Source organism: Streptomyces sp. NPDC001443, from assembly GCF_053597355.1.
The window spans coordinates 1-12,524 of record NZ_JBSFIA010000039.1 but is presented as its reverse complement, the minus strand read 5'-3'; the positions used below and the strand labels follow the sequence as shown (position 1 = coordinate 12,524).

Annotated in this window: 11 protein-coding genes; 6 read left to right on the top strand and 5 right to left on the bottom strand. The window is 73.2% G+C overall.

Annotated elements, in window-relative coordinates; all coding sequences use genetic code 11:
* The first annotated feature begins 98 nt into the window (after positions 1 to 98).
* Positions 99 to 1,490, top strand: coding sequence for an SMI1/KNR4 family protein (locus tag ACWC24_RS32150; RefSeq protein WP_450666419.1), 1,392 nt, complete (start codon positions 99 to 101; stop codon positions 1,488 to 1,490).
* Between the two features lie 27 nt (positions 1,491 to 1,517).
* On the opposite strand, the gene ACWC24_RS32145 is transcribed toward ACWC24_RS32150, so the two are convergent.
* The gene (locus ACWC24_RS32145) at positions 1,518 to 3,218 is read right to left on the bottom strand and encodes a sensor histidine kinase (RefSeq protein ID WP_450666418.1); all 1,701 of its coding nucleotides are present in this window, start codon (positions 3,216 to 3,218) and stop codon (positions 1,518 to 1,520) included.
* Complete coding sequence (locus tag ACWC24_RS32140; RefSeq protein ID WP_450666417.1) at positions 3,215 to 3,877, bottom strand: response regulator transcription factor; 663 nt, start codon at positions 3,875 to 3,877, stop codon at positions 3,215 to 3,217. Before ACWC24_RS32140 ends, ACWC24_RS32145 begins: the two co-directional genes overlap by 4 nt.
* Positions 3,878 to 4,022: 145 nt before the next feature.
* Between ACWC24_RS32140 and ACWC24_RS32135 the strand changes: the two genes are divergently transcribed.
* Entirely contained in the window at positions 4,023 to 4,673 is a 651-nt protein-coding gene (locus tag ACWC24_RS32135) for a PepSY domain-containing protein (RefSeq protein ID WP_450666416.1), read from the top strand.
* 72 nt (positions 4,674 to 4,745) lie between these two features.
* Complete coding sequence (locus tag ACWC24_RS32130; protein WP_450666415.1) at positions 4,746 to 5,273, top strand: MFS transporter; 528 nt, start codon at positions 4,746 to 4,748, stop codon at positions 5,271 to 5,273.
* A gap of 73 nt (positions 5,274 to 5,346) precedes the next feature.
* Here the strand turns inward: ACWC24_RS32130 and ACWC24_RS32125 are convergent, their stop codons facing one another.
* From ACWC24_RS32125 to ACWC24_RS32115, 3 genes are all read right to left on the bottom strand, one after another.
* Positions 5,347 to 5,979, bottom strand: a complete 633-nt coding sequence (locus ACWC24_RS32125; RefSeq protein ID WP_450666414.1) for an SMI1/KNR4 family protein — start codon at positions 5,977 to 5,979, stop codon at positions 5,347 to 5,349.
* Between the two features lie 119 nt (positions 5,980 to 6,098).
* Positions 6,099 to 7,103, bottom strand: a complete 1,005-nt coding sequence (locus ACWC24_RS32120; protein ID WP_450666413.1) for a HEAT repeat domain-containing protein — start codon at positions 7,101 to 7,103, stop codon at positions 6,099 to 6,101.
* A gap of 3 nt (positions 7,104 to 7,106) precedes the next feature.
* Positions 7,107 to 7,778: a HEAT repeat domain-containing protein gene (locus ACWC24_RS32115; RefSeq protein WP_450666412.1), complete on the bottom strand. Its 672-nt coding sequence runs from the start codon at positions 7,776 to 7,778 to the stop codon at positions 7,107 to 7,109.
* A 235-nt stretch (positions 7,779 to 8,013) separates the two neighbouring features.
* On the opposite strand from ACWC24_RS32115, the gene ACWC24_RS32110 reads away from it, so the two are divergent.
* From ACWC24_RS32110 to ACWC24_RS32100, 3 genes are all read left to right on the top strand, one after another.
* A complete protein-coding gene (locus ACWC24_RS32110; RefSeq protein WP_450666411.1) occupies positions 8,014 to 9,999 on the top strand; it encodes a fibronectin type III domain-containing protein in 1,986 nt (661 codons plus the stop codon).
* A gap of 356 nt (positions 10,000 to 10,355) precedes the next feature.
* Positions 10,356 to 11,966, top strand: coding sequence for a multicopper oxidase family protein (locus ACWC24_RS32105; protein ID WP_450666410.1), 1,611 nt, complete (start codon positions 10,356 to 10,358; stop codon positions 11,964 to 11,966).
* Entirely contained in the window at positions 11,950 to 12,465 is a 516-nt protein-coding gene (locus tag ACWC24_RS32100; RefSeq protein WP_450666409.1) for a hypothetical protein, read from the top strand. Before ACWC24_RS32105 ends, ACWC24_RS32100 begins: the two co-directional genes overlap by 17 nt.
* Positions 12,466 to 12,524: the final 59 nt, after the last annotated feature.

The window sequence follows — 12,524 nt, the reverse complement described above, 5'->3', positions numbered from 1 at the left end:
GCTTCTGAAGCAAGGCAGTTCAGGGCATGATTCACGGCCGACCGGAGGGCGGGACGGCAGTCGCCTTCGATGTCAGTGGCTCCCCGTACGGTGTGCGCATGGTTGATCGAGACGAACCGGTGCCGTCGCTGAACGACTTCGCGACCTGGGCGCCCGTGCTGCGACTGCTGCGGGACAACCACGCCGACGGGCAGGCCGCCCGCACCGGCCCCGTGGCGGGAAGCATCGGCAGGGACGGCTGGAGTCTGCCGCTGCGGCGACGCGGGCCGGCGCCCGGGCGCGCAGCCCAGGCCGAGGACATACGCGACGAGTTGGCTGCGGCGGAGCGGGTGCAGGCAGCGCTCGCGGACGCCGGTGTCGACGAGATCTCGTTCTCGGCGGAGACGTCGCCGAGCGGCAGGACCGTGCTGCGCCTGCTCGCGCCCGGTCCTGCCGTGGAGCCGGGTACAGGCACCCCGCACCCGGGGGCGCTCCTGCTGGTCGAGGGTGCGCTCCCGCAGCCGTGGCGCGCTCTGCCCGATCCGGCGCCCGGGGCGGTGCCGGCCCCCTCGGCGGACCCGGTACTGCTGGAGCGGACGCTCCGTGAGCGGCTGCCCGACGCCATCGGCGCGACGGAGGCGGAGATCGCCGCCGCGGAGGCACGCCTCGGCGTGAAGCTGCCCGAGGAGCTCAAGGCGATCTACCGGGTGACACGGTCCCGTTGGGAGGACTGGGACGACGACTACGAGATCGCGACACGTCACTGGACGGCGGTCGGCTGCGAACTCTTCGGCCTGGACGACCTCTACATCGCCGACGCGGAGTCCCGCCCTTGCCCATGGGAGTTCGCGGCGATGGAAGCGGTCGACACCCCGCCCGACGCCGCGGTGCAGGGCGTGGTCGGTTCACCCGGCTGGATCGCCTTCGGGGACAACGGCGGTGGCGACCGGCTGGCCGTCGACCTCACCCCCGGCCCGACCGGACACCTGGGGCAGGTCGTCATCCTCAGTCATGAGCACTACATCGGGGCTTCCCTGGTCGCGAACTCGCTGACCGACCTGGTGACGAACCGGCGCGGCGAACGGCGCGGGCGCTCGGGCGGAGACCGGCCGTCGCCGGTGGCGTACGTCAACATCCGCCGCCTGCCCAGCATCGAGGCCGCCGCCCACCCGGGCCTGGAGGTCCTGTGCGTCGGCGTCCGGGAGGAGCAGCCGCTGAGCCTCGCACCGGTCGTCGGGCTGCCCCGCCTGCGGACCCTCAGCGCCTGTCCCGGCACGCTCGCCGACCCTCTGGAGATAGCGGGACTCACCGGACTGGAGTTCCTGGAGATCGGCCCGGACGAATGGCGTGTCCTGCTCGACGCGGGAGCCGTCCCGCGCAGCCTGTCGGCCGCCGCGGTCCTCGTGCGGGGTCCCCAGGACGTGCTGAAGATCGTGGCCCTCGCCAACGAGATCCTGGCCCTCTGGAACCGTCCCCCGATCATCCAGACGGTCCTGGAAGGCGAACTGTGAACGCCGCCGCGTGCGACGCCGACCGTGTCAGGACTCCTGGGCGCGCTTCGCGGTCGTGCGGGCGTGCGCGGGGGCGGGTGCCGCGGGCAGGCTCAACTCGAAGAGCGCGCCGCCGGAGGGCGAATCGGCCGCGGTGAGCGTGCCACCGTGGCGGTGTGCCACGTCGCGGGCGATGGCCAGGCCCAGCCCCGCGCCGCCGTCGTCGCGGGCGCGCGCGTCGTCCAGTCGTACGAACCGCTCGAAGATCCGCTCGCGTTCGGCGGCCGGTACACCGCTGCCGTCGTCCGCGACCGTGAGGACGATCCGGTCGTTCCGGGCCGTCACGCGCACGACGACCTCGGCGCGCGCGTGACGCCGGGCGTTGTCGAGGAGGTTGCCGATCACCCGGGTCAACTGACCGCGCGAACCCGCCACCTGGAGTTCCTCGTCGGCGTGGAGGGAGACCGGGGTGCGGCCGGCGGGGCGGCGACCCAGCTCCTCGCGGACCAGTTCGCCCAGGTCGACCCGACCCTGCCCGGGCCGTTCACCGGCGTCGAGCCGGGCGAGCAGCAGCAGATCGGCCGCGAGGTGCTGCAACCGCTCGGTGTCCTTGACCGCGCCCGGCACGTCCAGCAACTGCGGGTGCGCCGAGCCGACTTCGAGCTGGGTGCGCAGCGAGGCGATGGGGCTGCGCAGCTCGTGGGAGGCGTCGGCGACGAAGCGGCGCTGCCGGTCGACGGCGGCCTCCAGCGCGGTGAGCGTCTCGTTGGTGGTGCGGGCCAGCCGGGCCACCTCGTCGTGCGAGGCGGGTTCCGGTACCCGCCGGGTGAGGTCCTCGGAGGCGGTGATCGCCGCCATCTCGCGCCGGATGCCCTCCACGGGCGCCAGCGCGCGCCGGGTCACCAGCCAGGTCACGCCGCCGACGACCAGCAGCACCAGCGGCAGTCCCGCCAGCATCGCCACCGCGGCGCTGCGCACGGCGCTCTCGCGGGCCGCCAGGGAGGCGCCCGCGTGGACGAGCACCGTCCGGCCGCCGAGATCCGTGGCCTTGACCGTGGCGAACCGGTACGGGGCGCTGCGCCCGTCGACCACCGCGTGCCCGGAGCCCTCCTGGACGGTGTCGCCGATGGTCCCGATGGCCGGGTCGTCCGCCCGGGGCGTCGAGCCGTCGACGGAGCCGCGGTCGTCCGTACCGTGGTCGTCGTCCGTGCCGTGGTCGTCCGAACCGCGGCTGCCCGACGCGCTGTCGGTCGGACCGTCGTCGCTCCCGCGGTTCCTGTCCCGGCCACGGCCGTGGTCGTCGGCGGTTCCGGTGCCGAGCTGGGTGGCGGGGTTCGGGTCCGACGCCGGGGAGACGGACGGGGACGGGGACGGCGACGCAGACGGGGCGGGGGCGGTGGGGGAGGCGGCGCCGCGTGGCACGCGTACGGCCGTCACGCCGGTGCCGCTGATGCTCTCCAGCCCCCCGCCGACGGCCAGCAGACGGCCGCCCTCGTCCGTCACCTGCACCGGGATTCCCTCCCGCGCACCCTCCGGCAGCGTCAGCCGGGCGTCACCCCCACGCCAGGTGGCGACCCCGAGGGCGATCCTGCGGGCCGTGTCGTTGGCCTCGCTCTGCGCCTGCCCGGTGAGGTTCGTGTGCAGCGACATCAGCACCGCGACCCCGGCGGCCACCAGCGCGACCGTCACCACGGCGGTGGCCCACAGCACCATCGTGGCCTTCACGGAACCGAACGGCCGCCGCTTCACGAGGCCGCCATCCGGTAGCCGGCGCCGCGCACGGTCTGGATCGTGTCCGTGCCGAGCTTGCGGCGCAGCGTGCTGACGTACACCTCGACGATGTTCGGGTCGCCGTCGTAGGCGAAGTCCCAGACGTGCTCCAGGATCTCGGGCTTGCCGACCACCTGTCCGGCCCGTGTCGCGAGCTGTTCCAGCACGGCGAACTCCTTCGCGGTGAGCGTCACTTCCGTCTCGTCCCGGCACACCCGGCGGGCCGCCGTGTCGACGACGAGGCTCCCGACGCGCAGGATCGGCGACGCGCCGGCGGAGCCGCGGCGGCGCAGCAGCGCCTTCACCCGAGCCACCAGCACGACGTACGAGAACGGCTTCGTCAGGTAGTCGTCGGCGCCGGTGTCCAAGCCCTCGGCCTCGTCGTACTCGCCGTCCTTCGCCGTGAGCATCAGGATCGGCACGTCGTGGCCCGCCGCGCGCAATGCCGCGCAGACCCGATAGCCGTTGAGGCCCGGCAGCATGATGTCGAGCACCACCAGATCGTGGACGCCCTCGGCGGCCAGCCGCAGACCCTCGTTCCCGTCGTGGACGACGTCCACGGCGAAGCCCTCGGCCCGCAGGCCCTTCGCCAACGAGAGCGCGAGCCGCCTCTCGTCCTCCACGATCAACAGGCGCATGACCCCAGCCTCCCAGACCGAACCTGAAGGGATCTTCAGGTGGCTTCAGGTGCCCTTCAGCTTCCCCCAGGCACATTGACGTCATCAAACAGCAGGACACAGACGACACACAGGCCGGGCAGCCGTCCGGCCGGGGAGGCTCGACATGAAGCGCACCGCGACCATCGCCACCGCCCTCGTGACCGCCGTACTCATCGGCGGCGGTGGGTACTCGGCGCTCGCCACGGGCGGCACCGACCGGCACGGGGCCGGTCCCGAGGACCGGCCGTCCGCCACCGCAGCCCCTTCGGTGTCCCCGTCGTCGGCCTCCCTGACGGCCGCCCAGGCGGCGGCCGCCGCGCGCAAGGCGTACCCGGGCACCGTCGTCCGGGTCGAACTCGACGACGACCACCCGGGTTTCTGGGAGGTGCACCTCGTCGGCGCCGACCAGGTCCGCCGCGAAGTGCGCGTGGACGTCCGTACCGGCGCCATCGTCCTGGACCGGCGCGGCGGCGACGACCGCGCGGGTGACGACCACGGCACGCACACCGGAGCCGACGACCACGGAGTGCGCGGCGGGGCAGACGACCGCGGTGGGCGTGACGGGTCAGGGGACGACCGCGGACGCGGAACCCGAGGACAGGACGACGCTCCGGGTGACGACCGCGGTGGCTCCACGGGCGTCGACGACGACCTCCCGGGTGACGACCACGGTGTCCACGTCGGCGGGGACGACCACCTGAACGCGGGCGACGACCACGGCGGTGACGACGCCGGCCGCGACCGGGGTCACGGCGGTCACGGCGACGACGACTGACGGAGGGAGCCGAGCGTCGGGCCGACGGCCCGACGCCCGGCCCCGGCGGCGGGCAGTGCTTGTGCCAGGACGATGGCCGCGCGGCCCCTGCGCAGACAGTCGACGAGTTCGGGCTCGGCCCGACGGGCCGCGGCAGGTCTGGGCACCGTGGCGACCGGCGCGGCCGTCTCCGTCCTGGCCGCCTGCGCGGCCGTCGTCCAGCCCTGGGCCGGACGGGCCGTGGACGCCGGACGCCTGACCACCCGCACCGGGCTCACCGCGGGACTCGCGATCACCGCGGCGGGACTGCTCTGCGCGACGCTGCCGGGGCTGACCGGCGTGCTGACCGCGGCCGTGGTCATCGGAGCGGGTACCGGGCTGATCACCCCGATCGGCTTCGCCGCGCTGGCCGGCGGCACCCCCGAGGAGCGGATGGGCCAGACCATGGGAGCGGCCGGACTCGGCCGGGAACTCGGCGACGCGGGAGGCCCGCTGCTGGTGGCCTCCGTCGCCACCGTCACCTCCCTCACCGGCGGCTTCGCCGCCCTGGCGGTGCTGCTGGCCCTCGGCCCGCTGTCCGCCGCGGCCGGACGGTCCCGCACCGCCCGGCCGCCGCGCTGACCCCTCGGCGGGTCCCGGCGGTCCGGGCCGTCGCGGCGCTCCCGGCCGGTCCGTGATCCGTGACGTCAGGCGGTCAGGGCAGCCCGACCGGGGCGGCCGTCAGCGGGTGGCCGTTCAGCTCCGTGCAGCCCTCGTCGTCCCACCACACCCGGCCCTGCTCGGTGAGGTAGGGGCGCAGCCCGCGGACCTCCGTGCCCTCGTGGAGCGACTGCGCGACCGCGTGCAGCAGGGTGGCCAGGTCGGGCCAGGAGTCGGCGAAGTCGCCGCCGCCGCTGTGGCCCGCCCACCCCAGGCGCCCCGCGTCCGGGCCCGGACGCTGGTCGATCACCTGGGCCGCGCCGTCGGCACTCTCGGCCCAGGGCACCCAGAGCGGATGCCACCAGGGCTCGTCGTCCCAGGGCCGTTGCGTCAGACCGTCGTTCTCCCTCGCGACGCCCATGCAGGTCTGCCAGTGGTCCACGATGCCGCGCACCGCGAGCGGGGACTGTTCCGGCAGGATGGTCGTCCAGCCGGTCACGCCGTCGTGGCACCGCAGGGAGTCGGCGAGATCACCGGGCAACGGGGTGCCGAGTGCTTCCTCCGCCCGCCGCAGCGCGTCCGGTGCCGCCGGGGGCTCCAGGCGTACGAAGTCGGAGGCCGCGTGTGCCGCCAGCCAGCCGTCGATGCGGCGCCAGGAGTCGGACGGGGGCGGGATCTGCTGTGCCATGAGGCCATCCTGCCCCTCCCGGTCCGGCAGCGCGCAGGTGGACGACCCGGCCCCGGACCTCGTCGGCACCGTCCTCTGGCGTACGCTCCCGCCCGCACCCGGCCCCGGGAAGGCGGCCGTCAGCGTGCGTCGCGCAGGGTGAGGACGTAGGTGGCGGTGAGGGCTACGGCGCGGTCCTCGTCCTCGGTGAGACCGGTCAGGGCCCGTGACGCCGTACTCCCCGGGATGTCCGCGAGCGCCTGGGTCAGCCGACGGCGGGCTGCCGGTTCGAGGGCGCCGTGGGCGAGGCGGTCCACGAGCGCGGTGGCGATCCGGTCGGCCTGCGCGGGGCGGGCGGCCAGCACGCCCAGCGCGTCGGCCGCGTCGACGTCGTTCGCCCCCTCGACGGCCATGTCGACGAGTGCCGGAACGGCCTCGGTCACTCCCCGTGTCCCGAGCGCCAGGGCCGCATGCCTGCGGACCACGAGATCGGAGCTGCCGAGGGCGACCCGCAGCAGGGCGGTCGACTCGGCGTCCGGGATCTCCGCGAGGGCCTGGACGGCACGCTCGCGCACCGCTGCCTCCGGCGCGTCGAGGCCCCGCGCCAGCAGCGCCGACACGTCGGCGTCCGAGCGCGCCAGGGCCCAGCGCAGGGCTCCGGCGACATTCGGGTCCGCCTCGCTCAGCGCCGCCTCGACCAGGGCCTCCACCGGCACCGGAACCTCCGCGGCCGAGGACAGGGCCGCGCGCTGGCGCTTCCCGGCACTCTCCGACGCCAGCGCCTGGAGCAGCGCGACGATCTGGAGGGCCTCCTCCCAGCCGGCGGGCTCCGCCGCGTCGAGCCGTCGCAGCCGGGTGAGCAACGCCGTCTCCGCCGCGATGCGTTCTCGCGTCTGGCGGATGAGGTCGTCCACGAGCTCCGCGGGCCGGAAGCCGGGATCGTCCAGCGCGCGCCCGACCTCGCGCAGCGACAGTCCCAGCGACCGCAGGCTCTCGATGTGGAAGATGCGCCGGATGTCGTCGTCGGAGTACTCGCGATAGCCGGCCCGGCTGCGCCCCGTGGGGCGCACCAGGCCGAGCGACTCGTAGTGCCTGAGCATCCGGGCGCTGACCCCGGACCGTCGTGCCACGTCACCGATCAGCACGGCCTATCCGCCCTCCTGGCCGCTCGTGCCGAGGACCGCGACGCGCTTGGTCTCCTCGATCGCGAACTCGAAACCGGCGTCCGGGTCGCGCGCCAGCAGTTCCGTGGCGCGCGCGTGCCGGCGCACGCGGGGGTCGGGATCCCCGTCCGCGGCGCGCAGGGCCGGGAGCATCGCCTCGCCGAGCGCGATCAGAGCACGGCTGAGGCTCAACTGCGTCTCGCGTCCGCCGCGCCCGAGCTGCGTCGCCAGCGCTCCGGCCAGCTCCGCCTCCTCGCCCTCGGGGACGAGCGCGACCGCGGCCCGCCATGCGCTGCGGGCCACCTCGTCGTCGGCGTCGGACAGCAGCGCCCGGGTGATCGCCGGCCACGCCCGACGGTCTTTGATCTTGGACAGGGTGTGCAGCGCCTGGCTGCGCGCCTGTGCCCGTGGCGAGCGGAGTTCCCCGAGCAGCGCCGGGACCGTACTCGACGCCGGGTGCCGGGTGAGCGCCCAGGTCAGCATCTCGCGCACCTGGAACTCGGGCTCGAACGCGCAGCGTTCGACGAGCCTGCCGACGGACCGGGGGTCCGGGGCCGTGCCGATCTCCAGTGCCGCCCGCAGCCGCACCGACGAGCGGCCGTCCTCCAGCCCCCGCAGTGCTCGGAACCCGTCCGGCTCCTGTTTCGCCATGGTCATCGGGACCACCTCCCTGGCCACAGTGAAGACCTTGTCACGGTGTCAAGGTCAAGGACGGCCGCGCCACGGGATCACCACGCTCCGTCGCGGCTACGTCCCCTCCAGATTGGGGATGGCCGGGTGCCCAAGACAAGGCTGCCCGGGCGGCGCGGAGTTGGACACGCTGGGGTCCGCTCATCGATGCCGACCGCCCGGCGCAGCTCTGTCCGGGTACGGCCAAAGAGGGGAAGTCGTCATGAGTAAGTTCGCGCGGGGCGGGGGAAGGCGGAAGGCCACCGCCGCCGGTCTCGTCATCTCCGGCATGGTGATCAGTGCCTCGGTCGCGCCGGTCACCGCCCACGCAGCCGTTCCGGCCTTCCCGGACAACATCACCATCTTCCCGGACCGGGACTTCGTCTCGATCGACGGCTTCTCCAAGCATGCCGGGGAGCAGGTGACCATCGAGGTGCAGCGCCCGCACGTCGGTCTCATCGGCTCGGCCACCGGCAAGATGGCGTCGGCGGACTCGATCGCGGCGGGCAACCCGGCCATCGAGGTCAACCACCCCGGCGGCCTGTGCTGGGGCGCCGGTGGTGGCCTTCAGGTGACCCCCGACATCCGGGCCGGCGACATCGTGTCGGTCAAGTTCGGGAGCACCGTGGAAGCCGACGCCACGACCCTCGACGTCGGCATCACCGGCGGAGCCCTGACCACGTCGACCACCCTGGAGATCCAGGGGCGGCTCGGACCCGAGGTCGACCCGGCGTTCCTGGAGCACCGGATCATCGAACCGGCCCTGCGGGACACCGACGTGGCCCGGCGCGACGTGCGGGCCGTGCCGGGACCCCTGGCGAACGCGCCGAAGGGCGGCTACTCCTCCGGCGTGGAGGTGAAGGCCGACGGCAACTTCACCGCCAAGTACGAGTTCCTGAACGAGAAGACGGCGGCCGTCGCGGCCGATGGTCTGTACACCGTGACGACCTGGCAGGACCAGGACCCCGACGGCAACACCCAGGGCGTGACGATCTCGGAGTTCGGCGAGGTGGGCGGGCCCGGGATGGGCGGCTGCCCGGCCGGCGCGGTCCAGCAGGGACCGGCCTCGCCGACCGGTGTCGGGGTGCGCGCCGAGGGCGACTCGACCCTGGTGAGCTGGACCCCGCCGAAGCAGACCCCGGGTACGGCGCCGATCCTCGGCTACACCGTGCGCGCCGTCGACCGCCTCAGCAAGAACGGGGTGCAGGGCGAGATCGGCGTCCGCGTCAACGACCCGGACGCGACCTCGGTGGTTCTACCGGGCTCCATCGAGGGCAAGCGGATCGAGGTCAGGTCCTTCGGCGAGGCGGGTGAGTCCTGGCCGCCCGCGCTGCTGGGCGACACCGTGTCCGGCGACGTCACCCCGCCGACCGTCACGGCGACGCCCGCCGGCGGCGTCTACACGGCCGACACCCTGATCACCCTCACCGCCGACGAGCCGGACTCGCAGATCTACTACACGCTCGACGGCTCCGACCCGCTGGAGGCGGGCACCGCCGGACCCGCGACGACGCTCTACAGGGGACCGTTCGAGCTGAAGGCGGCCGACGGACCCAGGACCGTGCGGTTCGTGGCCTTCGACCAGGCCGGCAACGCCTCACAGGCCCGGCTGGAGAAGTACACGTTCGGGACGACCCGGGCGCCGGGCGCCCCGCAGTCGGTCACCGCGCAGGCCTCCAACGCCAGCGCCACGGTCCGGTGGACGGCGCCCGAGGACCCGGGCAGCTCGCCGATCACCGGCTACGAGATCACCGCGACGCCCACGTCCGGCGCGCCCGTCACGACCACGGCCGGAGCCAGTGCCTCCAGCCTGCTGTTGAACGGGCTGAAGAACGACACGAAGTACACCGTGACGGTCGTCGCCGTGAACGCGGTCGGCAAGGGCGCCTCCGCGTCGGCCGACGTCACCCCCGCGGTGCCCGCGGTCGACAAGCTCGCCGTCACGCTCGCCAAGTGGAAGGCCGGAGACCTGCGGCTCGAAGGCACCGGGTCCATTCCCGGGGCGTCGCTGACGCTGCGCGTCGGCGGGCCGAACGGCCAGGTCTTCGCCACCAACGTGATCGTGCAGCCGGCCGCGGCGGGTGCCGTCAACGGCACCTGGAGCCTGCGTCTGCGGACCGGCCTCGGCACGGTCACGAACCCGAGCCCGGTCTACATCTCGTCCAACAACGGTGGAGTCCTGGACAAGGTGACCCTGCCGAACGGCTAGCCGTCCGACCTGCGCCCCGGCGGGGAGCGTTCGCCGTACCCGCGAACGCCGACCGCCGAGGCGCCCACCGGGACCGGCGCGGTTGGAGGAAGCCCCTACTTCACAGCCACCCCGGTCCCGGCCGGGCGGCCGGTGGACCCCCCTCCGCCGGCCGCCCGTCCCTTTCGATTGTCCGGTCGCCCCTCCTCGGCGGTGCATTCAGGAACACCGCGAGCCGTCCCACGGCACAGGAGCACGACCGGCGCACCACGCAGTACCGAGAACCCGAGAAGACCGGGGCATCCGCGACTCCATGGGGGAGAGCAGGGTGCCCGAGCCGCCGTCGAGGCGGCCCACCATGGGGGTGAACCCAACACATGCACGACAACGCCCTGTCCAGGCGTGACCTGATGAAGTACGGCGTCCTCGCGTCGGCGGCCCTGGCGCTGCCGCTCGAACACGTCGTCCGCGCCAAGACGGCTTCGGACCGCATCGCGATCAGCAAGTTCCCGAAGCCGTTCACCGTGCCGTTCGCGGTACCGCCCGAGGCCGTACCGGTCAAGCGGTCGAGCACCACCGACTACTACAGCGTCACCATGCGCAGTGCCATGACCGAGATCCTGCCCGGCATGAAGACCGAGACCTGGTCGTACGACGGGTCGTTCGGCGGCCCGACGATCCGGGCCACCCGGGGCCGGCCGGCCGTCGTACGGCACATCAACGCGCTGCCCCAGGTGCACCCGCGCCTGGGCTACGAGTCGTGGACCTCGGTCCACCTGCACGGATCGGCTTCGCTGCCGGAGTACGACGGCTACGCCAGCGACGTGACGCGCACCGGTGAGTTCAAGGACTACCACTACCCGAACACCCAGGACGCGCGCACCCTCTGGTACCACGACCACGGCGTGCACCACACGGCCGAGAACGCGTACATGGGCCTCGCCGCGATGTACACGATGACCGACGCGCTGGAGCAGTCGCTGCCGATCCCGCACGGCCGCTACGACGTGCCGCTGATCATCCGCGACGCCATGTTCGACAGCAACGGCCAGCTGCTGTACGACGACGGCGGCCACTCCGGGATCTTCGGCGACGTGATCCTGGTCAACGGGCGGCCCTGGCCGGTGATGAAGGTCGAGCGGCGCAAGTACCGCTTCCGGATCCTGAACGGCTCGATCTCGCGGGGCTACAAGTTCGCGCTGAGCACCGGCGATCCGTTCGTCTTCATCGGCACCGACGCGGGCCTGATGCCGCAGCCCCGCTCGGTGACCAGCTACCGGCACGGCATCGCCGAACGCTACGAGGTGATCATCGACTTCGCCAAGTACAAGGTCGGCCAGCGGGTGGTGCTGAAGAACCTCGGCGTGCCGAACTCGGAGGACTTCGACACCACCGGCGACGTGATGGCCTTCGACGTCGCCGGCGATGCCACCGACCTGTCCGGCAACTCCATTCCGGACGTGCTGAACCCGAACGCTCCGGCGATGGACCTGACCGCCGCGATGGCGACGAAGACCCGCAGGTTCGAGTTCATCCGCACCAACGGCATGTGGACCGTCAACGGCAAGACCTGGTCGGACGTGATCGCCTCGAACTACGAGTACGTCTGGGCCGATCCGGGGCTCGGGGACGTCGAGATCTGGGAGTTCGTGAACAAGTCGGGCGGCTGGTGGCACCCGGTCCATGTGCACCTGGTCGACTTCAAGATCCTCGACCGCAACGGCGCGGCGCCGTGGCCGTGGGAGCTCGGCGGCAAGGACACCGTGTACGTCGGCGAGAACGAGACCGTGCGCATGGTGGTCAAGTTCGGCCCGAACACCGGGCGTTACATGATCCACTGCCACAACCTGGTGCACGAGGACCACGACATGATGGCCCAGTTCCGGGTCGGGCCGCCCGCCGAGGCACACCACCCGGTGTACGCGGCGCCCGCCGCGGCCTGCCCCGCCCCGACGGTACTGGGATACGACGATGACTACATCGGCTGAGGTGCTCCCCGCCGAGGCGGCTGAGGCGGCTGAAGCGGTGCCGGACCCGCGGTCCGGCCGGTATCTCACGGACCGCCGCCTCGGCGCGCTGCTCTGCGTCGCCGCGACCGCCGGGGACCTGGTGGTCTTCCAGCAGAACCTGGCGAACGGCCTGGCCGTGTCACTGCCGTTCCTGGCGGCGGCCGTGGTCCAACTCGCCCTCGTCTGGAGGGTGTGGGTCTCCGAGCGCACGGCCGAGATCCTGTCCGCGGTCCTCATGCTGGGGCTGCTGATCGGACTTCAGGCCGTCGCCGTACGCAGCGGTGCGACGAGCCTGGGGCCGCGCGAGGAGCCGCTGAACGCCGATCCGCTGGCGACGGTGGCGCTCTTCCTGCGGCTCGCCGCGCTGCCGTGCCTGGTACGTGCCCTGTCCGGTCGCGGGCGGTCCTGGGCCGTCGACGGACTCCTCGTCATCGGGGCGGTGGTGTGGACGCTCAGGCTGACCGGCCTGCTGGGATGACAGGGCCTGCCCACCGGCCTGCTGCTCGCCCTGCTCCAACTCCCCGTCACCTGGCTGGC

What these genes read in the sequence shown, in the direction of transcription:
- ACWC24_RS32150 (WP_450666419.1), top strand. Translation starts at nt 99, where the DNA reads ATGGTTGATCGAGACGAACCGGTGCCGTCGCTGAACGACTTCGCGACC.
- ACWC24_RS32140 (WP_450666417.1), bottom strand. Translation starts at nt 3,877, where the DNA reads ATGCGCCTGTTGATCGTGGAGGACGAGAGGCGGCTCGCGCTCTCGTTG.
- ACWC24_RS32135 (WP_450666416.1), top strand. Translation starts at nt 4,023, where the DNA reads ATGAAGCGCACCGCGACCATCGCCACCGCCCTCGTGACCGCCGTACTC.
- ACWC24_RS32130 (WP_450666415.1), top strand. Translation starts at nt 4,746, where the DNA reads ATGGCCGCGCGGCCCCTGCGCAGACAGTCGACGAGTTCGGGCTCGGCC.
- ACWC24_RS32125 (WP_450666414.1), bottom strand. Translation starts at nt 5,979, where the DNA reads ATGGCACAGCAGATCCCGCCCCCGTCCGACTCCTGGCGCCGCATCGAC.
- ACWC24_RS32115 (WP_450666412.1), bottom strand. Translation starts at nt 7,778, where the DNA reads ATGACCATGGCGAAACAGGAGCCGGACGGGTTCCGAGCACTGCGGGGG.
- ACWC24_RS32110 (WP_450666411.1), top strand. Translation starts at nt 8,014, where the DNA reads ATGAGTAAGTTCGCGCGGGGCGGGGGAAGGCGGAAGGCCACCGCCGCC.
- ACWC24_RS32105 (WP_450666410.1), top strand. Translation starts at nt 10,356, where the DNA reads ATGCACGACAACGCCCTGTCCAGGCGTGACCTGATGAAGTACGGCGTC.
- ACWC24_RS32100 (WP_450666409.1), top strand. Translation starts at nt 11,950, where the DNA reads ATGACTACATCGGCTGAGGTGCTCCCCGCCGAGGCGGCTGAGGCGGCT.